The following is a 24,574-nucleotide window of genomic DNA, read 5'->3' as shown; positions in this document are numbered from 1 at the left end:
AAACTATTCTTTTTCTTTTTTTTTAGTTTGATTTTTTAATCTTTTTTTATGTTTTTGAAATTATTCGAAGGGATATAATTTTAAATTAAAAATAAGTCAAGAACTTAAATTATTATATTTTTGTATAAATTAATCTAATTAGTAATACTTTTTTTAGTTTTTATTTAGTTCCTTTTTTTAAAAATTATTACTTTTTTAATGAAAATAAGTCAATTAGTATTATTATTTTAAAAAAGTATTACTTTTTATCCTTCTTTTACAATTTTAGTAATAAACTAATTTTTAAATAAGTATTACTACTATATTATAAATGATAATTAATAATAGGCTGTTTATTTACTTGATTAACTAATGACAGTTATTATTTATATTATTTGAAGAGTTTTTCAATTTTGAAAATCATTAAAAAACTCTATTGGCAAATTAACCAATTATTATAATTCTGATTAGTTTTTACCAATTAAACAACAATTATAATTCTGATTAGTTTTTACCAATTAAACAACAATTATAATTCTAATTAATTATTACAATTCCAGAAGGTTTGAAAATGAAAACAAATTATAAAATTATTCTAATTTCAATAATTCTTCTCGGTTTGGTCATGTCTTTTGGAGCTGTCTCAGCAGCTGACCTAAATACAGTCCAGTCCGGTGAGGTTTCAGGTGGAGTTGACATAGCCAGCTCAAATCCTGGAGTCGAAAATGGAGAATTGACTTACGAAATTCCAGATAGTGTTGAAAACATTCAGTATGCAGGGCTCTTTGTTGACAGCTATACTGCAGGATCCTCTAATTTGGTATATGGATCCGAAGCAAATATCACTTTGACAAAAAACGGCGAAAGCGAACAGATAGCAAGTGAAAGACTTGTTGCAAGTGTGGGAAGTGCAGACGGTGAGGTATATGTCATTAACGACCACACAACAAAATGCTTTGCAGACTATATGATGACCTATAACCTTACAGACAGACTTCAGGATGCAAAGGGAAATATCACAATCACTGTAAATGCCACTCCTATCGAAGGATACACATTCTATAATAAAATCAAGCTGATAGGCCTTGTATTTACATATGATGATGGAGATGGAGACCAATTCCATTATTGGGTAAATGCAGGTTCATCTTGGGTAAAGACAGATAGCGGAGAGACAAGCAAGGCTACATTTAAGCTTGGAAACGTGAATTACGACCCAACTGTAGCCACCCTTGATAACTTTGCCCTTTCAAGCCAGGATGGTGTCTATACCTTCAATGGCAAGGAGATGGATGAGTCCATAGTCACTGAAACAGGGGTATACTATTATATCCATCACAAGTTTGACATATTGGATAAGATTAAGAACATGACAAACACCCTTGTATACACTCCAGGGGAAGGCTCATACTCATTTAGAAATGTTCTTTCAGTGGTAAAGCTGGTAAAGACAGTTCCAGTCTATGCTAAAGTCAACATAAGCTCTGAATATGATGACATTGTCTTTTCAGGAACAGAAAATCTGCTTAAGGTGGGCATAACCAATAATGGTACAGGCTCTGCATCCTATCTCTTGGATTTATATGCCGATGGGAAAAAGGTAAACAGTTCTCAAATCTCATTAGCTGCAGGAAGGGAAGCTGTAATATCCTTGATTGACAATACAATTAGGCCATCTGCAGCAGACACTGTAAGCGGTGCAGATAATAAGAAGATCAATTACACTGTAGTTGTTAGCGATAAGAACACTGGAGAGGTTTTAGATGAATCCAGCATCTTCCCTAATCTCCTCTATAACGGTTATTTAGGCAAGGGCTTGGCTTATCCTGCAGAAAAGATAAGTTCATTTAAGAATATCACAGTTAATGGAGGCATGATCATTGAGAGTCTAGGTGATTCCACTTATCTTGATGCTTCAATGACTGGCAAAACCGATTCTTGGACTATTGATCTGCCTGATGGCGCTTTCTTCACTGATGCATTTGTCTATGTGCCATATAATCTTGATAATGGAAATGTTCCTATGTTCACAAGCACATTCAATGGGGCGGCAGTTAATCCTATAGCTTCATATAGGGATCAGCCAAATATAGGAGAAAATGCTAAAAACGGATACGGATTGCTTGTTTATGATGTTGGAGAGCTCATTAAGGCAGGTGTAAATAGCTTTGCCTTATCAAAGGAAGCAGGTATTGCTGGAGTTTATCCAAGCACCCTAATTGCATTTTACAATCTAACAGATTCAGACCTTCTAACAAGCGCATTCATATTCAATGGGGCAGACCTATTATCCAATGAATACAATTCACTTGGAAGAGATGTTTCAAGCGATAATATATTATCCATCGGCGCTTTTGATGGATTGGTAAGTGCTAAGCTTCATGTATTTGCTGCCGATTGCCAAGCTGGAGAGGGAGACTTGACTGTTAATGGCAAAAGCTATAAGAATGTATGGGCCGGTACAAATAGAAGTGTCGGCGATTATGTGGTTGATTTAGGAAAATCCACTAATGCATCAAATGAGGTGTCATTTATTTCCACAGCCTCAAATATTCTAGCCCTTCAGCAATTGGCTGTTGTTCAATATAATGTCCCTTCAGTTAAGGCAAGTCTTGTCTCTGAATATTCAAACGCTGTATTTGCAGGTACCAACAATGTCTTGTCTCTTAATATAACAAATAACGGTAAATTTGATTCTATCTATACTGTTGACTTCTATGTGGATGGCAAAAAGCAAAACAGCACTGAAATTTCCCTAAAATCTGGTGCTAATAAGGGATTATATCTTATTGATGATACAATAAGGCCTATTGATGCAAGCACAGTAAATGGGGCAGACAATCCTAAGGTCAATTATACAGTTGTCATCATTGACAAGGAAAAATCAATGGTATTAGATGAGATTACCATAACTCCTAGCCTCTTATATAATGGAAATCTAGGAAAGGACTTGGCTTATCCGGCAGAGAATATCACTTCATTTAGAAATATAACTGTAAGCGGTGGCGTGATTGTCGATACATTAGATGATTCCACATATATTAACTCTCAAGCAACAAACAGAACAGATATTTGGAATGTAAATGTGGCTGATGGCGATGTATTTACAGATGCCTTTGTTTATGTTCCTTACAATTGGGATAAGACCAACGGATACATGCCAGTTTGGAATGCAAGATTCAATGGTGTTGCAGTTTCACCTCTTGTCTCCTATAGGGACCAATCAAATATAGGATTCTTCGGCAAGAACGGATATGGATTGGTGGTCTATGATGTGAGCAAGCTTATCAAATCAGGGGAAAACACTTTCACTTTAGAAAAAGAAGCTGGAATCACTGCTGTATATCCAAGCACCCTTATGGCATTCTATAATGCAACTAGTTCCAATAGCTTAAAGACCATTTATATCTATAATGGTGCAGACCTATTGGCAAATGAGAATAACTTCCTAAACAGGACTGTTGCATCTGACAGTCACTTAGATATCTCCTCTTTTAAGGAAGTAATTAGCGCTAAGCTTTATGTTTTTAGTGCCGGTGCTCAAAAAGGTGAAGGAAATATTATATTTAATAATAAAACATATAAAGATGTTTGGAATGGTACTGTAAACAGTGTAGATAGTTTCATCATTGATTTAGGCAAGTCTCCAAGTGTGTCCAATGATGTGTCCTTTGTCTCTACAGGCTCAACCATTATGGCACTTCAGCAGCTCATTGTTCTTGACTATTATGTATCCTCTGTTAAGGCAAATGTGTCCTCTGAATATTCTGGTGCTGTATTTGCAGGTACCGATAATGTATTAAAAGTTGACTTGACCAATGACGGTCAGGGAGGATCTGTTTATGTGCTTGACTTCTATATTGATGGCAAGATTGTAAACAGCACAGAAATTCCTCTTGATGCAGGTAAAAGCACTGAAATCTTTTTAGTTGATGATAAAATAAGGCCTGTTGATGCAAGCACTGTAAATGGTGCAAATAATGCCAAGGTCAATTATACAATAACTGTAACTGATAAGGCCAGCGGACTTGTTTTATATGAGGCCAGTCTCAATCCTATTGTATTATATAATGGAAATCTAGGAAAGGACTTGGCTTATCCGGCAGAGAATATCAGCTTCTTTGATGCCATAACTGTAAATGGGGGCGTAATCATTGATACATTAGATGATTCCACCTATCTTGGAGCAAAAACCACCGGCAGAACTGATGTCTGGAAGGTTGAAATTCCTAAAGATGGAAAGATAGTTGATGGATTTGTTTATGTATCATACAATTGGGATAAGACCAATGGGTCTATGCCTATTTGGAATGTAAGTTTCAATGGAGTATCAGTTTCACCTGTGGCCCACTATAGAGACCAGTCCAATATGGGTACTTATGGCAAATATGGATATGGACTTGTCGTTTATGATGTTGGGGAGCTTATCAAATCAGCTGAAAACAAGTTTACCTTAGAAAAAGAGAATGGAACTACTGCAGTTTACCCAAGCACTCTTTTAGCATTCTATAATCGTACAGAATCAAATAATAGAACTACCGTTTATATGTACAATGGTGCAGACTTATTGTCCAATGCAAATAACTTCTTAGGTAGAACCGTTGCAAGCAATGCCGCTTTAGATTTGGCCTTGAATCCAAATGATGAGATTAAAAGCTCAAGGCTTTATGTTTTTGCTGCAAGCGGCCAATCTGGAGAAGGAAAGCTCATTGTCAACAACAAGACATTTAACAATGTCTACAATGGCAGTGCAAATAGTGTGGATGCCTATATTATTGATTTAGGCAAGTCCCCTAGCGCATCTAATAATGTGTCATTTATAGCTACAGGCTCAACCATTCTTGCTCTTCAGCAATTCGTTGTGGTTGATGCTATACACCAGTCCAGTGAAGAGCTTCAAAAGATGATCAATTCAGCTAGGGCAGGCTCTACATTGAATTTGGGAAGCAACGTATTCAAGGATGTCTCAAATGTAATCATCAATAAGGACCTTACAATAACAGGCGGAACAATATATGCAAGAGAGGGAGAGACCATCTTCGTTGTCACCGACCGCTCTGCAGGAGGTCCTAAGGAAGTGAATATCACTGGAGTCAAGTTCGTTTTAGATAATGCAAACACAATTCTTCAAGCAAGGGCTGTAAACGGCTCCACACCAACTTCAATTGATGTGGCTTCAATCAACATCAAAAAGAATAATATCTCTTTTGTTGATGATGATGTGGTTCCAGAATCAATAACCGTTCTTGACCTTAAGTCCCAAAGGTCTTCAATTGCCCCAACTAGAAACTTGACCATAAGCGGCAATAATCTAATTGCAGGTATCTGTCCATTCATGTTTGAAGTAACCAGCTTCAATGGAAAGGACTCTGTAGTTGTTCCAGAAGGAGGCAATATCCCAGATAAAAAAGCTTCTGTAATACATTATGAAGACATGGTTACAACTGCCATCAATACAAATATTGAAGGAAGAGTGGGCAAATACTTTGAAGTGAACCTTACAGATTCCAATGGAAATCCATTGAAGGATAAGAAGGTCCAGATAGGATTTAATGGTGTTGTATATGATAGGACAACAAATGCCACAGGAGGAGTCAAGCTCCAGATAAACCTTGGATACAAGGGAACATACACCTTTGCAATTGCATTCCTTGGTGATGATTATTATAATGGCAGCTTTGTTGTAGCTAAGATTAAGGTTAACACTCAAAAGACAAAGATTTCCACTTCTTCTAAGACATATAAGGCAAGTGCTAAGACCAAAGCCATTTCTGCCACCCTTAAGGATGCAAGCAGTAATCCTATAAGCGGTAAGAAGCTTAGTTTCACTGTTAATGGAAAAACCTATAGCGCTACAACTAATTCAAAAGGCACTGCAACTGTGAATGTAAGCTTAAGCAAGAAGGGAACTTATAGCTTTACTGTAAAGTATGCTGGCGATGATATGTATGCTGGGGCCACTTCAAGCAGTAAGGTGGTTATAAAATAGTTGTTTTAAAGAGTAGTTTGTTTTAAACTATTCTTTACTTATTTTTTTTTAGTTTTTTTGGAGTTAAGGTAATTTTAATAATTTTTATTTATTTTTTTTCTTTTTAAAATTTTTTAATTTGTCTTTGATTATTTACTATTTCTTTCATCAAAATTTCATAAAATTTTATTACTTTTTCTTTTATTTTTTTTATATAGTATTACTTTTTTCTAAAGTTATTACTTTTTGCCCTATTTTTAAAATAAAAGTAATACTGTCCTCAAAATCTTTATAAATTATAAAAATATAAGCATTTATTATAATAAGATTATTCTATCGTTAATTTAGTTAATTATTTAATTAAATTACTTTGTTAGAAAGATTTCTTATTATCATAGGAGACTTTATATGAAATATAATAAAAAGATATTCTTTTTATTTTTATTATTGTGTCTCATAATTCCTCAAGCTATTTATGCAGGGGATGTTGATGATTTATCGGATGCTGGTAATTACACTAGAGATAATTCACCTTTAACAATAAGTTCCACTTATCAAAGTTCTACTTATGGATCCGATGGGGGATATGATGATAAAAATGAGAATATTTATATTTTAGATAAAGTTAGTGATGGGGATAAATCTAAAACATGCTGTTCTAAGGACCTTTCTTTAGATAATGCTTGTTCTATGGATAAATCTTCTTGTTCTAAGAGCAATTCAGCTTGTTCTAAGGGCATATCTTCAGATAAAGATTCATCTAACTTGTCTAATACATATTTAGTTTCTGAAAATAATTATAATGATTTTAATGTTGATATAGATTTAAATGATAAACTTTCAGATTTGGATTTAAACAATGATTTAAGTCTTAATAAAGATTTAACTCTTAATTTAAATTCAAATAACGATATGGATTATTTAAATCTTGAGGAAGTTATTCAGACAGATGGAACTTTAACTTATGAGGGCGATTTGGATCAAACTTATTTAAACGATGAGTCTTTAAATCAAGATGTTCAAAATGATGATTCTTTAAATAAAAACGATTTAAAATCCCCATTAAGTGATGAAAACACATTTAATATTTTTATAATTAGTGATAATACAGGAAATAATCTTTTTGATGCAGTGGCATGTGAAATCTTAGACAATTCCAATTTTTCTAATGTCAAATTCAATATAAGAAGCGGAAACCAAATAAATGCAATGAGCGAGGATGAAATCTATGAACTGATGGCTCCTTGCGATGCATTCATCGGCCAGTGGGTAAGCTCCAATGTGGATGCAGTATTAACCAGTCTTTTAAACAATCATCCTGAATTGTCAAATAAGAAACTGTTCCTTATCTTGGAACCACCTACTGGAAACATCAATTCAAGCTCCAGTTCATTGAATTTGGTTAGAAACTCTACAATTGACTATAAGAAGATATTCAATGGAATTTCCAATGACGATTTGATAAATTATTTCAAGGCTACCAAAAGAGGAAACAACTTCGAAAGCATTCAAGAATACATTGACAATGAAGGAAGCTCTTTTAATAGCATCTTTAATAATTTGGTTCTCTATAAGGATATAAACGATAAGGCAAATCTTAAAAACGAATTGCTCTATATCCTTTATCTATTGGGACATGGATGTTCCTATGAGTCTGCAAACTTTACAGGAGTACAGGCATCTGGAATATTCCGTGACAGGTGGTATTCATTTGATGAATACGTTCTCACCTTCTTCAATGAGTCCAGAAATCGTACCATAGGGATTTTGGAAAGTACAATGTATATCCAATCCCAACAATTGGATTTGGTAAATGAAATCACAGAACGCCTTGAATCAAAAGGATATAATGTCATTCCTATTTACTGTCCGGCAGGTAACGCCGAACAGCTAAATATCATGGTGAAATATTGGACCAGTGCCTGTTCAAACATCAGCGGATTCTTAGAGAATCCACAAGACTTTGACATTTATGTGGATGGAATTATTTCCATGGTTGCATATGGTGTCGGTGGAGAGAACTTCACCAATGCCACAAAATTCTTTGAAGATGCAAATGTGCCTATATTCAGAGCGGTTCACTCTGAATACATTACCAATGAGCAATGGGAATTAAGCCCTGTAGGTCTCTCTACCACTAAAAGTGATAAATGGTGGCACGTTACAATTGCAGAGTCCCAGGGAATTTTTGATGCTACATATGTTGGTGGTGTTGACTCTTATATTTCAAATAGGACAGGAGCAATCATATTGACTTTTGTTCCAGTTCATGAGAATATAGAACTCTTGACTGATAGGGTAGACGCTTGGGTGGACTTGAAGTATACTCCAAATGAGGATAAGAACATATCCATCGTATACTACAACTACCCTCCTGGTAAGCAGAATATCGGTGCAAGCTACTTGGATGCAATCACAAGTGTCTATAATATGCTTTATACCTTAAAGGATGAAGGATACTATCTTACAGACTTGCCAAACAATGTTTCAGAACTTGAAGATATGATGATTGCCTGCGGTATAAACGTAGCTAACTGGGCTCCTGGAGAAGTCGAAAAGTTAGCTAACCGTTCAGGTGTCGCTCTTCTTCCTGTAGATGAATACTTGGAATGGTTTGATTCCTTAGACGATATTGTTAAAGTCCAGATTACCGAAGGTCCTGTTGCCTATATTGGCCAGATGGTTAGGCGTGCGGTTCTAATCAACTACACCGATGAGGTGGAGACAATGGTCAATGATTGGTACAATCAAATCAAGGCATTGCTTCCTGAAAATCAGACTGTTGCTGCAACAAATATATTGGATAAGCTTGTAAACAGCCTGAAGCTCTATGCAAACGCATCTTCCGATGGCGATGAAAATGCATCCCTTTACTATGATGAATTCTTAAGATATTATGATGAGTTTAAAAGTTTGAATGTTTCTGGATTAAACGGATGGGGTGAAGCTCCTGGAAATATCATGCTGGTTAATCGGAATGGAACCGATTACTTTGTAATTCCAGGTCTTACATTCGGTAATGTCTTCATTGGCCCTGAACCTCAAAGAGGTTGGGAGGCTGACATTGAAAACCTTTACCACTGTACAGCTGTAGCTCCTACTCACCAATATTTGGCTGCTTACTATTATATGCAGACCAGGCAATCAAATGCCATGGTATTTGTCGGAAGGCACGCAACCCACGAATGGTTGCCAGGCAAGGAAGTTTTATTATCATATAATGATTATGGTTCTATTGTTGTCGGAAAGGTTCCTCAAGTATATTTCTATATTACTGATGGTTTAGCAGAGGCTATACAAGCTAAAAGAAGAGGATTTGCAGTATTGATTTCCCACTTGGATTCTCCTAAATCATATACTCATTTATATGGTAATCTAACTGTATTGGCAACTCTATTGGAGGAGTATGATAATAATCATATCATTATAGAGTCTGATTCTGATAAAGATAATCAGGCTATCACTTATCAGGTAATCAAGGATAATCAGACTATCACTTATCAAGTAATCAATCAAGAGTTAGAGGACAATCTAACAAGAGCAATCAAGGACTTGGTAATTGCAAACAATTACTACCTTACAATTGGATTCACTGCAGAGGAATTGAACAATACTGACATGTTCTCCCTAAGCTCAACTTTAAATGCTTTCTTAAAGAACACTCAAAATACCCTATATCCATTAGGACTTCATGCAATAGGTCAGAAATGGACAGATGAGGATTTGGCGAACACCGTTGCAATCATAGTCTCTCATGACTTTGAATATGGCGGCAAGAAGACCAATCTATTCGATCAGCTATCCTTGTATTACTATGGGGAAAAATATTCCAATCTGACTCCATTGAAGCGTGATTATATCCTAAACAGGTCAGTGGATGTCTGTAAGGCTTTAATCTATTGGGACACAGAGACAGTGTCTGATACAATTGGTATAGGAAGTCCAGAGTTCATTGAGTCATTAAACATTGCAAAGAAATACATTGACCTTTACAATCAATGTATCAGCCTTGAGCTGGAAGAGATGGTTTCCGCCTTAAATGGAGGATATGTTCCAGTCAATATAGGCGGGGAAAGTGTGACTGTCCCTCAAGTGCTCCCTACAGGAGCAAACATGTACCAAGACCAGTCATCTGAGCTTCCGACTCAAAAGGCTTGGGATTATGCTAAGACACTCTCACTTCTAACCTTGGCAGACCTTAATGACACTACAGAAAAGATAATCATGGGTATCTGGTGTGTAGAGACTGCAAGGGATGACGGTGCCCTAGTCTCTACAGTGCTCTACCTTTTAGGAATGGAGCCTGTCTGGCATAACTCATCAAGTGCAGGATTTGACGAAGAGGGCATTCCTACAGGTAAGAAAGTTGAGGACTTGCCTAATGTCATAGCATTGGAAAACCTCACCCGTCCTGACGGATGGGCTAAAAAGAGAATAGACGTTACTGTGATTACCAGCGGATTGTTCCGTGATCTATACAGTTCACAGGCACGTCTTATGGACAATGCATACAGGATGGCTTTAGCTTGTTCATATTACACTATCGTAAACAATAAGACAATTATGGATAGCGAATATGGGCCTCAAGTCTATGATGCACTTAGATCCATCATGAGAAGCATTAGCTTCAAGGGAATGTCAAACGAATCATTAGAAGACAATTATGTCGCTAAGCATTGGCTAGAGGATTGCATCTATTATCTAAGCCTAGGCTATAACTCTACAGTCTCTGGAGAATATGCAATAACCCGTATCTTTGCACCTCCTAACGGGGATTATGGTGCTGGAATATCAAAGCTTGTGTCAATGTCATGGACCTGGAACGATACAGATGAGCTTTCAGAGTTCTATATTGGCAGAATGGGAAACATGTATTCAAAATATTACTGGGGAGATACAAACCCTGTCGTATTCATGAGGGCGCTATCCGATACAGACCATATTGTGGTAAGCCGTAATACCAACCAATACGGAGTATTGGATAACGATGACTTCTTTGATTACTGGGGAGGTCTCTCAATGACAGTTGAATACCTATCCAACAAGACTCCTACAATGAATGTATTGATGTATGCAAATAAGGACAATGCATATGTTGCAACATTCGAGAATGTTTTCTATAACGAGCTTAATACAAGGTATCTAAACCCTGAATGGATCAAGGGAATGATGCAGGAAGGCTACAGCGGTTCCAGATATATGTCCAACAAGTTCATTTCCAACCTATGGGGATGGCAGGTAACCAGACCTTCATCTGTCTCTGAAACAGTTTGGGATGACGTTTACAATACCTATTATAAGGACAAATACGGATTAGGAGTAAAATCATGGCTCCAATCTGGAAACAATGCATATTCATTGATATCCATGAGCGGAACAATGTTGAATTCCGCATATTCAGGATATTGGGATGCAGATGATGCTACATTAAGTGATATAGCTAACACTTGGGCACAGGCTACAGTTGCAAATGGGGTAGCATGCTGTGACTGCAGCTGCGGAAATGTGGCAATGATGCAATGGGCATTCAAGTATGTGAATGCTGATTTGCTTGCTAAGTTGATGCCTAAGTTGTATGACGCAACTCAAAATCCGCTCTTCTATACAAATAGCAGTGATATGCCTACAAACTCTTCGAATATTGACCGCCGAACTACAAACAGCAGTGCAGAGTCAAACAATACTGAAACTGTTCAGACTAACTCAAGCTCTAACAGTCAGCAAAGCGCTAACGGAAACACTAATATTCCAGGAGCAAGCGGCGGCTATATGGTAGGTACAGAAGCGGATGCCCAATCAGATATGGCCAGTGATTCAGATGCAGGAATGAACGATGCAAATGGAGAAGGCAGATCTGTAGAGGTCACTAAGAGCACAAGCACTCCAGTGGCTCCAAAGGACGTAAGTATGCCTATAGCTATTATTGTTTGTGTTATTTGTTTAGTGGCATTAATAGGATTCGGTTATTTCAGAAACAGAAAAGACGACGATGATTATTATAATGATGATGACGATGATGATTATGAATATAAATAGTCTTTAGAGTCCTTTCAATCGTTCGAGTAATTTTTTGTTATCTTTTTGAAAATTTAAATTTTTAAATAAATTAGAGAAAAATATTTCTCTTCTTTTTATTTTTTTATTAGATTTTGTATAAGTTTTAATTTTTATTCTTTAAATTTTAAAGGTTTTTTAAGTTAAATAATGATTATTTGTCTTTAGTTAGGTAAATAATGATTATTTATCTTGATATTGAATTTAAGTTAAGCAATGATTATTTTTTGTAAAAATAATGATTATTTATCTTTTATTTGGATTGATGATAAGATTTAATGTTTTGTGGTGAGAAAATGGATACAATTAGTATGCTATGGCAATTTGGAATATTGGCAGCAGTTCTTGTATTTGGTATCAAGTTAGGTTTGGCTGTTGGTTTGGCTAACCTCTCAAAGAAGTATCTGGCTACTGTCTGTATTGGATATGGTGCAGGAGTACTCATTCTTGCTCAAATTTCCTCCTATTTTGCTACTGAAATTACTGAGCTTATCTACACATATAACTCTCTGTTCTTTATTATAATGGCTGTTATAATGATTCTAGCAGGTATCTTTACAATAAGGGAATGGAAGGTCTTTGAAAAGAATACTACAGCTGCCACTTGTGCTGCAGTGATTGCCCCTTGTCCATGCTGTTTCGGTTCAATTATTGTCAGTATCTTGTTAGTGGCTCCTACAGTCGGTTTAGGTGCTGTGGATTTAAGCGTATATGTGGCAGCAGCTTTGGTTTTAACTATTATAGTTACTTACTTTGCTTCAAGCATATTCGTTCGATATGTTGATAAGCCTTATCCGATTGTACTTGGAAACTTCATGTTCTTCTTGGGAATTTATTTCCTCTTGTCTGCATTGGTCATTCCGAACATTGCAGCAATCATGAATAAGTCAATGGGATCAATCAGCATAGTTTCAATGGAAAGTTTGGCTGGCTCTATAGTTGCTTTAGTGCTTTTAGTAGTTATTGGCATAGTATTTTCAAGAAAAAACAATATTCTAAGCTAATTAGAGAGATTTAATTATATTTCATATGCTTAAATCATGTTTTTTTCTTTATTTAGTTTTTATTTTAATATTATTGTTTTAAAATATTTCAATTATTTTAATTTTTAATTTAATTTAATTATTTAATGTTTCAATGTTTTATATTTATTTTTTATATTTTTTTATTATTGGTGATTATGAATGGTAACAGTTATTCCTGGAAGTGACTTACTAACTTCCGCATTAAATGTTGTTTCTCAAAGTTTACAGATACCTGTAATAGTATTTTTATTAATTTTTGCAGTGTACGCTGTAATTACTGTAGGGGGGCTTATCTCAGAATACAGTTCTCGTAAGAAAGTACCCGTTAAAGTAATCAAGGATTTAATATACGCAATATCTAGAAGTGAGGATGTTACAGAATTGGAAAATATCCTTAAGAATGCAAGAATTCCAAAGAATCAAAAGAGGGTTTTAATCAATATAGCAAGATCTGGAGAGTTAAAGAAAGACTCCAGAGAGGCATTAGCTGAAAAATTGATTGAAAATGAAGAGGACATCATTGAGAAAAAGCTTCAAAAGACAGATATCGTTACAAAGATTGGTCCTACCCTTGGTTTGATGGGTACCCTTATTCCTATGGGTCCAGGTCTTGCTGCATTAGGTAGCGGTGATGTGACAACCTTGTCTAATGCGATCATTGTAGCTTTCGACACTACTGTTGTAGGTATTGGATCCGGTGCAGTTGCATATGTTGTCTCTAAGGTCAGAAGAAGATGGTATGAACAGTATTTATCTAATTTAGATGCTTTATCTAAGGCTGTATTGGATAGGTTGAATGAATAGATTCCAATTAGGTAAGTGGTTATAGGTTTGGATTGTTAAAAATTAATTCTTATTAAAGGAGATATTATGGCACGTCATAAATCTAATAAGCGTTTGAATAAGGGTGAAGAAGAAGATCCAATGTCTGGAGCAGCAAACCTTGTGGATGCTATGTTAGTTATTGCAGTAGGTCTATTGGTCTTTTTAGTTATCTCTTGGAACATGCAGGGAATCGTTTTCAATGAGGACATGACTCCGGAAGAGAAGCAGGAAGTAATGCAACAGATGCAACAGGTAACTGAACTTGAAGAGGGTCAGGAATTGAATGACACTCCAGATGTAAGTAATAGTTCAGGTAAGGGCTATACAGAGATGGGTAAGGTCTATAAGGACTCATCTACTGGTAAGCTGATTATGGTTGAGGGCTAATATTGCCTTCTTTTTTTCTATTTTTTTTTTTTTTTTAATTGGGAATTTTATTAATTCTCCTTTCTTTTTTTATATTTTTATCACTTTAAATTAATCCTATCTTTTTATTTTCTATTTTTATCACTTTTTGATTTTCACATTTCCACTATTTTTTATCACTGTTTTTGATTTATTTTAATTATTTATACTATAAAAAATAAAATTATATCTAATGGTAAGCCGAAGACAGCTGCTGGTTATTTTTAACTAGGGAAACTCCGCACATCAAATAGACTGTAAAGTCGAAAGACTTATGCTGAGAAGTATGACTCTGGAGCAGAAACGACACGGCTTTTAATGGATGACAATGATGCTTGACTGATGGACATTAAAAGAATCGGTGAAACGGCCAATCTACAGGATGCAAGAGCAAAGGTGCTGATGACCTCTATGGGAAGCAAAGTAGTTCGCTAAGACGAATGCTGTATAAAACAGAATGTGGGTTACTCTCGGCATACCATTTTCAAACTTTTAAAAAAAGTTTGATCAAAAGGTTTTACTATTTGGCTTATAAATCTTCTTTTTTTGATTTTTATAAAGTTTTTATTTATGTTTAATTTAAAAATGATTAAATCTACTCTTTTTTTAAAAATATTCATTTAATTAATCGAATGATTGAATATATTTTAACAGTTAGTTAAATATATAATATAATGATAATAAAACTAATAGTAATTATGTATAATATATAAATTGGGGTTAATAATATGAATAAGCGAATATTTCTATATATAGCACTGATTTTTATTATTTCCCTGCTTTCTTTTTCTGCAGTCAGTGCTAATGAAGACATTTCAAGTGACAATCTCATCTTGGATGAGAATGTTTATGATGAGAAAATCATTTTAGATGATGTTCAAGATAAGAATATCATATCTGATAATGATTATGACGATGTCATTCCAGTTGAAAATGCTAATGATAATGCAATTTTAGCTGGAAATGATGAAGAACTTATTTTAGATGAGAATAACAGTGAAATAAGTGAGGATAATAAAAATGATAAGACCAAACTCTCCGATCCAAACACATATTCTTTTACCCGGCTGAATCAAGCCATAAATAGTGGAGCTAGTGTAATAAATTTAACTGACAATTATCAGTATACCGAGGGGGATGAATCATTCATTCATGGTATCATGATCAGTCGCAGCATAACAATAAACGGAAATGGCATGACAATAAGTGGTTCAGGCGTTGCCCGTATTTTTGAAGTATTTACTTCTAATGTTATCATCAATAACATTACTTTTAGAGATGCATATGCGGAAGGAGATAGTAATCGTCAAAATTATGGTGGTGCTATCTTTATGTATGGTTCAGACAGCATAGTCCAACATTGTAAATTCATTAACAACAATGCAAATAATGCTGGTGGCGGCGCTATCGTATTGGTGGGTTCAAACAGCAGAGTAGAATATTCCGACTTCACCGGCAACAATGGGCAAAATGGTGGAGCTGTCTATTTGTATGGTAATAACACCAAGGCGATATATTGTAACTTCACCAGCAACAATGCAAGCGAGAAGGGGGGTGCTGTTTATACCTACGGATCAGATATCACAGTCGAATTCTGTAACTTCACCAACAACTCTGCATATCTAGAGGGTGGCGCTATCGATTGGGAAGGTGAAAGGGGGACTGTCAAACATTCCAGCTTCGCCAACAACACTGCAAACAATAATGGTGGTGCTATCTCATGGTATACTGCCAACGGGACTGTAGAACATTCCAACTTCATTAATAACCGAATGGCAACTTTTGGTGGCGCTATCTGGTGGTATGGTGAAAAAGGAACCGTCAAACATTCTAACTTCACCAACAATAGTGGAAGAAATGGTGGCGCTATTCAATGGTCTAAAAATGACGGAACTGTAGAAAATTCCAATTTCACTAACAACACTGCAATTTTAGCTGGCGCTGTAAGATGGGTCGCTGACAACGGGACAATAAAATATTCTAGATTCATTAACAATCATGGTTATAGCGCTGGTGCTATCGACTACCATCTTACATATGCCAATATTTCTGGATGTTTATTTATAAACAATACTTCAGATTACAGAGCAAACGTATATGAGGACCTGTTTGAGTCTAAATCTTATTCTAATTTTAACAATAACATTTTGCTAAACAATGGAGGTAATGAAATTAATTTTAATACATCTGAGGGCTTCAATGCAGACTATAACTGGTTTGGAGATAATTCACTTAATTACCTTGACAAACCAAATATTTATAGTAATACTTGGTTGTTTTTACAGCCAATAGTAAACCATGATAGTGTCTTCCTTGGCGAAAGTTGCGAAATCACTTTTAGATTATACTCCTATGATGGAACAGAAGTTCATGAATATGATAATGCCCTTGTATACCCTATTAAATTAACTCTAAATTCTAACTACGGCAACGTCAATGATACCGTAGGATTGGAAGAAAAGGCCATATTCACCCCTCAAACTCTTGGATATACCTCAGTAGATGTATATGCAGAAGGCAGTTACATTGGCTCAGTACCAATAAATGTTTATGTGCCAAGCTTTAGCGACTTGAACAGAACCATAAATGGCAACGAAGACTCCATAATAACTTTAAATAAACATTATATATTTGATCCAGAGACCGATGCTGCTTTCATAAATGGAGTTATCATAAATCGCACTGTAACAATAAATGGAAATGGCTTTACAATAAACGGTTCTAACAATGCCCGTATTTTCCAAGTAACTGCCTCTAATGTCGCCATCAATAATGTCACTTTTGCAAATGGATATGCAAATGGCAGCACTGATGAGGATAAAGATGGTGGTGCAATCCATTGGTCTGGCGCAAATGGTAATATTGAAAACTCAACTTTTTATAACAACCATGCAACAGGTGCTGGAGGAGCAATAATCTGGCAAGCCCAATATGGAAATGTCTCTACTTGCCTATTCATAAACAACACTGCAGATGATGGCGCTAACGTATACCATAACAATTATCCATCTGATTCCCATTCTAATTTTAACAATAACATTATGTTGTACAATGGAAATAATGAAGTTCATTTCACAGTCTATAACGGCTCCAATGCAGACTACAATTGGTTTGGACATAACTCAAGCAATTACAATGACGCAACAACTGGCATAATTGGAGATATATGGCTCTTTTTAAATGCAACAGCAAACCCAGATACAATCTTAATTTCAAACAGTTCAGAAATTAGCTATAAGTTATATGCTTATAATGGAAGAGAAATTCAAGAATATGATAATCATCTTTTATATCCTATCACATTAACCTTAAGTTCAACAAATGGAATAGTCAATGATAATGTCGCACTGGAAGAAAAAGTCATATTCACCCCTCAAAATCTTGGAACTGCCACAGTAACAGCAAAAGCAGCAGGCACTGACATCCAAACAATATCAATAAAGGTTTTCGAAGCAAGTTTCAGTGACTTAAACAGAACCATAAATGGCAACGAAGGCTTTGAAATAATTTTAGATAAAAATTATGCATATATACCAGAGATAGATGCTGCTTTCATAAATGGAATCAACATAACCCACACAGTAACAATAAATGGAAACGGAAACACAATAAACGGTTTAGATAAAGCTCGCATCTTCCAAGTAACTGCTCCTAACGTCACTATCGATAACATTACTTTCATAAATGGATATGCAAACGATGATGGTGGAGCCATCAACTGGCAAGGCCCAAATGGAATCATCATAAACTCAGAGTTCATTAACAACCATGCAACTAGTGCTGGAGGGGCTATCCGCTGGTTTGCTCAATATGGAAATGTCTCTGCCTGCCTATTTATAAACAATACTGCAGATGATGGTGCTAGCGTATATTATAATGATTATCCGTCTGATTCCCATTCTAATTTTAACAATAACATTATGTTGTACAATGGAAATAATGAAGTTCATTTCACTGTCTATGAGGGCTCCAATGCAGACTACAATTGGTTTGGAAATAATCTAAGTAATTACAATGAAAGACCAACAGGTTTTGATGGCAACGTTTGGCTCTTTTTAAATGCAACAGCAAACCCATTGACAATATCAATCTCAGAAAGCTCTGAAATAAGATATAAATTATATGCCTACGATGGAAGAAACATCCTTGATTATAATAGAACTCTTTTATACCCTATTAACTTAACCCTAACATCCTTAAATGGAAATATTGAGGATATTACAGAGGATAAGGCCATATTCGCTCCTGAAAATCTTGGAATTGCCACAGTGACTACAAAAGCAGAAGGCATTGACATCCAAAAGATATCAATAAATGTTTTATATGGAACAATCTTTTATGGAAGTTTCAGTGACTTAAACAGAACCATAAATGGCAATGAAGATGCTGAAATAACTTTAGATAAAAATTATGCATATAATCCGGAGATTGACACTGCCTTCATAAATGGAATTGTCATAAACAGAACATTGACTATCAATGGAAACGGTTTTACAATAAACGGTTCCAACAAAGCACCCATATTTCATATAACCGGGGATAATGTTACCATCAATAACATTAGTTTTGTTAATGGATATGCAAATGCATATGTAAATGGCTATGATGGTGAAGATATGAGGGGTGGTGCCATCTACTGGCAAGGTAGAAACGGCAAGGTAACATACTCTAACTTCACCAACAACAATGCAAATGATGGTGGTGCAATTTATTGGTTTGGTACAGATGGTATTGTAGAATATTCAAATTTCATTAACAACAATGCAAATGATGGTGGTGCAATTTATTGGTTTGGTACAGATGGTATTGTAGAATATTCAAATTTCATTAACAACAATGCAAATGATGGTGGTGCAATTTATTGGTTTGGTCAAAACGGAAATGTCGAAAATTCCGTCTTCACCCAAAATCATGCTGGCTCTTATGGAGGTGCGATTTATTGCTCTGGTGCTGAGAGTATTGTAGAATATTCAAATTTCACCAACAATAATGCATATAATGGTGGTGCAATTTATTGGTTTGGTCAAAACGGAAATGTCGAAAATTCCGTCTTCACCCAAAATCATGCTGGCTCTTATGGAGGTGCGATTTATTGCTCTGGTGCTGAGAGTATTGTAGAATATTCAAATTTCACCAACAATAATGCATTTAATGGGGGTGCAATTTATTGGTTTGGTCAAAACGGAAATGTCGAAAATTCCGTCTTCACCCAAAATCATGCTACCTTTGCTGGAGGTGCGATTTATTGCTCTGGTGCAGAGAGTATTGTAAAATATTCAAATTTCACCAACAACGATGCAATTAAGGGTGGTGCAATCTATTGGAATGGTCGAAACGGAAATGTCGAAAATTCCGTCTTCACCCAAAATCATGTTGACAATGATGGAGGTGCATTATATTGGGATGATAGTGAAGGTAAAGTCACTTCTTGCATATTTGTAAATAATACTGCTGAAACTAAGCATAGCGGACATCTTATTTTGCCTATGGGAAGAGGTGGTGCAATCTATTGGAATGGTCGAAACGGAAATGTCGAAAATTCCGTCTTCACCCAAAATCATGTTGACAATGATGGAGGTGCATTATATTGGGTTGATAGTGAAGGTGAAGTCACTTCTTGCATATTTGTAAATAATGCTGCAGATGTTGAGGCCAGCGTATATTATAATGAACGGGGTGCCTATTCCAATTTTAGCAATAACATTATGTTAAATAATGGAAAAAACGAAATTAAATTCAAGATTTTTGATCGCTCAAATATAGATTATAATTGGTTTGGAAATAATCTAAGCAATTACAATGAAAAACCAGGAGGTTTTGAGGGCAATATTTGGCTATTTTTAAATGCTACAGTAGACCCTAATATGCTCTTACTTGGTGAAAGTTCTGAAATTACTTTTAGATTATATGCCTATGATGGAACAAATGTTATTGAATATGACAATGATTTAATATATCCTATTAACTTAACTTTAATTTCATCAAATGGAAACATCAATGAAACTGTAGGGTTGGAAGAAACAGCAATATTCACTCCTCAAAATGTAGGAACTGCCATAGTAACTGCAAAAGCGGAAGGCTTTGACATCCAAACAGTATCAATAAATGTTCGTGCAGCAAGCTTCAGTGACTTAAACAGAACCATAAATGGCAATGAAGATGCTGAAATAACTTTAGGAAAATATTATGAATTTGATCCAGAAACAGATGGTGCTTTCATACATGGAATAATCATTAACCGCACAGTGACAATCAATGGAAACGGCACTACAATAAACGCATCAGGCAAAGCTCGTATCTTCCAAGTTATCGCTGATAATGTAACACTCAATAACATTACATTTACAAATGGAAATGCAAGCGGCGAGGGTGCTGATAGGAGTGGAGGCGCTATCCGTTGGGAAGGTGCAAATGGTATTATATCATACTCCAATTTCACCTTTAACCATGCATACCTAACTGGAGGGGCTATTATCTGGTCCGGTGAAAACGGTACTGTCAAACACTCCAGTTTCTCTCAAAATGATGTAGATGGTTCTGGTGGAGCTATTAGGTGGGCTGGTGCAAAGGGCACTATTACAGATTCCGATTTCTATCTCAACAGTGCAACAGATGCAGGTGCCATCTGGTGGCTTGGTGCATATGGTACAGTCAAATACTCCAATTTAATCAACAACCATGCAGGTAGTCGTGGTGGAGCTATCATGTGGAGTGGTGAAAACGGTAATGTGACATACTCCAATTTCTCACTCAATAATGGAGGAAGTGGAACTGGGTATGATGGCGGTGGCGCTATCTTTTGGGATCATTTAAACGGTACTGTGTCATATTCCAATTTCTCCAACAACCACATAAATGGTCATGGAGGAGCTATCGCTTGGCATGAACAATATGGAAATGTATCCTCTTGCTTATTTGTAAACAACACTGCAACTGACGGCGCTAGCGTATACCATAATGATCATTCAGAATCATATTCCAATTTCAACAACAACATCTTGCTAAACAATGGGGAAAATGAGATTCATTATGATGTATATGATGGCTCCAATGCAGATTATAACTGGTTTGGAAACAATGGAAGCAATTACAATGAGAAACCTGCAGGCAGCGTTGGAAATGTATGGCTTTTCTTAAATGCAACAGCCGATCCAAACCCAATATCTATTTTAGGTAGCTCAGATGTAAGCTTTAAATTATATGCCTATGATGGATTAGACCTTATTGAATATGACAATAATCTATTATATCCTATCATATTAAGCCTAAGCTCATCAAATGGAAATATAAATGACACTGCTGGATTGGATGAAAAGATAATATTCACTCCTCAAAATATTGGAACTGCCACTGTAACTGCAAAGGCAGAAGGCATCTTCCAAACACTATCAATAAATGTTTATCCTCCAAGCTTTAGTGACTTAAACAGAACCATTAATGGAAATGATGATGATGAAATAACTTTAGACAAATATTATGAGTTTAATCCAGAGTTGGATTCAGCTTTCATACATGGAATCATCATTAACCGCACAGTTACAATCAATGGAAACGGAAGCACAATAAACGGTTCAAGCAAAGCACGTATCTTCCAGGTTATCGCTCCTGATGTTGTCCTCAATAATATTACCTTTGCAAACGGAAATGCGAATGGTGAAAATGAGGGGGGCTATGGTGGCGCTATCCTGTGGGAAGGCGATAACGGAAGAGTCGAAGATTCAACCTTCATCAACAACAATGCAAGCGGATACGGTGGAGCAATCTTTGGAGGAAACTGCTCAGATAATGTTATTTTCCAAAACAACCACGCAGGCATAGAAGGAGATGACTGGTATGTCCCTAAACCTGTAATATCCGTCAATGACTTCACATCCACATATAAATCAGGAGAGAAGCTATATGTCAATGTGTCCTATGTTGGTACTCAAATAGATGGAATCAATGTTACAATCTCTGTATTTGACAGTTCCAACCAATTAATTGGCAACTATTCCTGCCTAAGCGGTGACGGATGGACTGTAGATTTGGATGCTGGAAACTATAACGCATTAGTATTTGTAGATTCAGATGAATATGGCTATGGAGAGGAGACAATTGCATTAACAATCAATAAGCGCGCTTCTCAAATTTCAGCTAACCCATTGAACACAACATACAATGGAAACGAAAACATTATAATGATCCTTAAAGACAATTATAATGAATCCATTGCCAATGCAACTGTTTTGGTAGACTTTAATGGTGAGAAAAACCTAACAACCGATGAGAACGGTCAAATTGTTGTGTCCGCTAATGGAATTGTTCCTGGAGAATACTGGGCACAGTTCATCTTCGACGGCAGCAAAAACTATGATGGGTCAGATGAAAAGGTTAAAGTGATTATAAGTAAGGCTTCTACAAGCCTAAGCTCAGAGAATATGAATGTTAGCTATAATGAAAGCAAATACCTGATTGCTACATTAAAAGATCAATATTCCAATCCTTTAGCTGAAATCAGCATAGAATTCAAATCTAATTCATCAACTGTTAAAAATGAGAATACTGACAATAAGGGACAAGCTAAACTCTTAATTGACTTCAACCCAGGAACTTATAATATTGATATCAGTTTCGCTGGAAACAGCTTATATGATGCCTCATATGCTACTGTGACTGTGGTAGTAAACCCATCTGATGATAGTGGAAATGGCACTGAACCTAGTGGCAATGGAAGCAGTGGAAACGGTACTAGTCCTGAAGGAAATGGTACTTCTCCAGGTGGTAATGGAACCTCTCCGAGCGGAAATGGTACTTCTCCAGGTGGTAATGGTACTTCTCCAAGTGGTAATGGTACTAGCCCTGGTGGTAACGGTACTGATCCTGGTGGTAATGGTACTTCTCCAAGTGGTAATGGTACTGATCCTGGTGGTAATGGTACTTCTCCAAGTGGTAATGGTACTAGCCCTGGTGGTAACGGTACTGATCCTAGTGGTAATGGAACCTCTCCGGGCGGAAATGGTACTGATCCTGGTGGTAATGGTACTTCTTCAACTGTTAAAGATACTCTAATAGGCATTAGCACATCCACAGTCATATATGGAAATGATGAGCTTATCAATCTGACCTTAACAACTGCAGACAAAACTCCTATTGATGGGGTCATTGAGCTAAGAGTTGGCAATTCTATCTATAATGTAACTATTACAGGTGGAAAAGGTTCAAAGGCTCTTTCCAATCTTACTATAGGAAACTACACAGTAACTGCAGACTATAAAGGAGATTCTGAATACAATTCATCCACTGCAAGCTCTAGTTTCACCGTGAGAGACCGTATCGAAACCAGAATCATATATAACAATATGACCACTGCCCCTGTAGGTGCAAATGATGGCAGAATAGGTAATTACTTCAGAGTCAAATTGGTTGATGAAAACAATCAAGCACTAGCAGGAGTTCCTATCCAAATAGGCTTCAACGGAAGAATCTACAACAGAACAACAGACTCTGAAGGCGGAGCAAAACTACAGATAAACCTTGCAAAAGAGGATGGATACACCTTTGCAATCTGCTTCAAAGGAGACGACAACTACAACGCATCCTTCGAAGTAGCAAAAATAGACGTAAACAAGAAATATCCAAAACCAAACAGTGCAAATTCAGAGTCCGCCGAACCAGCAAACAAAACACAAAAGAACACAAGACTCGAAACCTCCATCCTCTACAAGGACATGAAAACCGAATCAGTCCTAAAAGCTGAAGGAAGAGCCGGAAAATACTTCGAAATCCAACTAGTAGACAACAACAAAAAGGCTTTAGCCGGAGTTCCTATCAAAATAGGATTCAACGGAGTAGTCTACGACAGAATAACAAATGCCACAGGAGGCGCAAAACTACAAATAAACCTCCTGAAAGTAACCCAATACACATTCGCTATCGCATACCTCGGAGACAGCAAATATCAGGCATCATTCGAAGTAGCAAAAATCACTGTAAACAAACAAACCCCAAAAATCACAGCCCCTCAAAAAACATTTAAGGCAAAAGCAAAAACAAAAACAGTCACTGCAACACTTAAATCACAAAGAGGAACATTACTAAGCGGCAAGAAGATCAAGTTTACAGTAAACGGCAAAACCTACACTGGAACAACCAATTCCAAAGGTGTAGCAAGTGTAAAGGTCTCCTTAAGCAAAAAAGGAACATACACAGCAACTGCCAAATTTGATGGAGATGCCAATACAAAGGCAACCAGTGTAAAATTCAAAGTAAAAATTAGTTAAGGATAGTTTTTAATAACTATTCTTAATTTTTTCTTTTTTTTTTAAGCAACTTTTTTAAG

At 36.2% G+C, this 24,574-nt stretch carries 6 protein-coding genes and 1 other RNA gene; all 7 read left to right on the top strand.

Going from position 1 to position 24,574, the window contains the following annotated elements; translation table 11 throughout:
* The first annotated feature begins 550 nt into the window (after window positions 1–550).
* The 7 genes from MRU_RS10290 (at window position 551) to MRU_RS10265 (ending at window position 24,515) form a co-directional block, all read left to right on the top strand.
* Window positions 551–5,968, top strand: a complete 5,418-nt coding sequence (locus tag MRU_RS10290; protein ID WP_012956846.1) for a DUF3344 domain-containing protein — start codon at window positions 551–553, stop codon at window positions 5,966–5,968.
* A gap of 387 nt (window positions 5,969–6,355) precedes the next feature.
* Window positions 6,356–11,983, top strand: a complete 5,628-nt coding sequence (locus tag MRU_RS10285) for a cobaltochelatase subunit CobN (protein ID WP_012956845.1) — start codon at window positions 6,356–6,358, stop codon at window positions 11,981–11,983.
* 314 nt (window positions 11,984–12,297) lie between these two features.
* Window positions 12,298–13,005: a DUF2162 domain-containing protein gene (locus MRU_RS10280; protein WP_048812524.1), complete on the top strand. Its 708-nt coding sequence runs from the start codon at window positions 12,298–12,300 to the stop codon at window positions 13,003–13,005.
* A gap of 180 nt (window positions 13,006–13,185) precedes the next feature.
* Complete coding sequence (locus MRU_RS10275; protein WP_012956843.1) at window positions 13,186–13,830, top strand: MotA/TolQ/ExbB proton channel family protein; 645 nt, start codon at window positions 13,186–13,188, stop codon at window positions 13,828–13,830.
* Between the two features lie 66 nt (window positions 13,831–13,896).
* A complete protein-coding gene (locus MRU_RS10270; RefSeq protein ID WP_012956842.1) occupies window positions 13,897–14,238 on the top strand; it encodes a DUF2149 domain-containing protein in 342 nt (113 codons plus the stop codon).
* A gap of 214 nt (window positions 14,239–14,452) precedes the next feature.
* Window positions 14,453–14,735, top strand: an RNA gene (rnpB, locus tag MRU_RS11275) — RNase P RNA component.
* A gap of 249 nt (window positions 14,736–14,984) precedes the next feature.
* Complete coding sequence (locus MRU_RS10265) at window positions 14,985–24,515, top strand: Ig-like domain repeat protein (RefSeq protein ID WP_012956841.1); 9,531 nt, start codon at window positions 14,985–14,987, stop codon at window positions 24,513–24,515.
* Window positions 24,516–24,574 lie beyond the last annotated feature (59 nt).

Source organism: Methanobrevibacter ruminantium M1 (genome assembly GCF_000024185.1).
Classification (GTDB): domain Archaea; phylum Methanobacteriota; class Methanobacteria; order Methanobacteriales; family Methanobacteriaceae; genus Methanobrevibacter; species Methanobrevibacter ruminantium.
The sequence above is the reverse complement of the archived record's forward strand: the minus strand, read 5'-3'. Positions and strand labels throughout refer to the sequence as shown.

Bases quoted from the DNA above. Each gene is read 5' to 3' on its own strand.
- MRU_RS10290 (WP_012956846.1), top strand. From the start codon at position 551: ATGAAAACAAATTATAAAATTATTCTAATTTCAATAATTCTTCTCGGT.
- MRU_RS10285 (WP_012956845.1), top strand. From the start codon at position 6,356: ATGAAATATAATAAAAAGATATTCTTTTTATTTTTATTATTGTGTCTC.
- MRU_RS10280 (WP_048812524.1), top strand. From the start codon at position 12,298: ATGGATACAATTAGTATGCTATGGCAATTTGGAATATTGGCAGCAGTT.
- MRU_RS10275 (WP_012956843.1), top strand. From the start codon at position 13,186: ATGGTAACAGTTATTCCTGGAAGTGACTTACTAACTTCCGCATTAAAT.
- MRU_RS10270 (WP_012956842.1), top strand. From the start codon at position 13,897: ATGGCACGTCATAAATCTAATAAGCGTTTGAATAAGGGTGAAGAAGAA.
- MRU_RS10265 (WP_012956841.1), top strand. From the start codon at position 14,985: ATGAATAAGCGAATATTTCTATATATAGCACTGATTTTTATTATTTCC.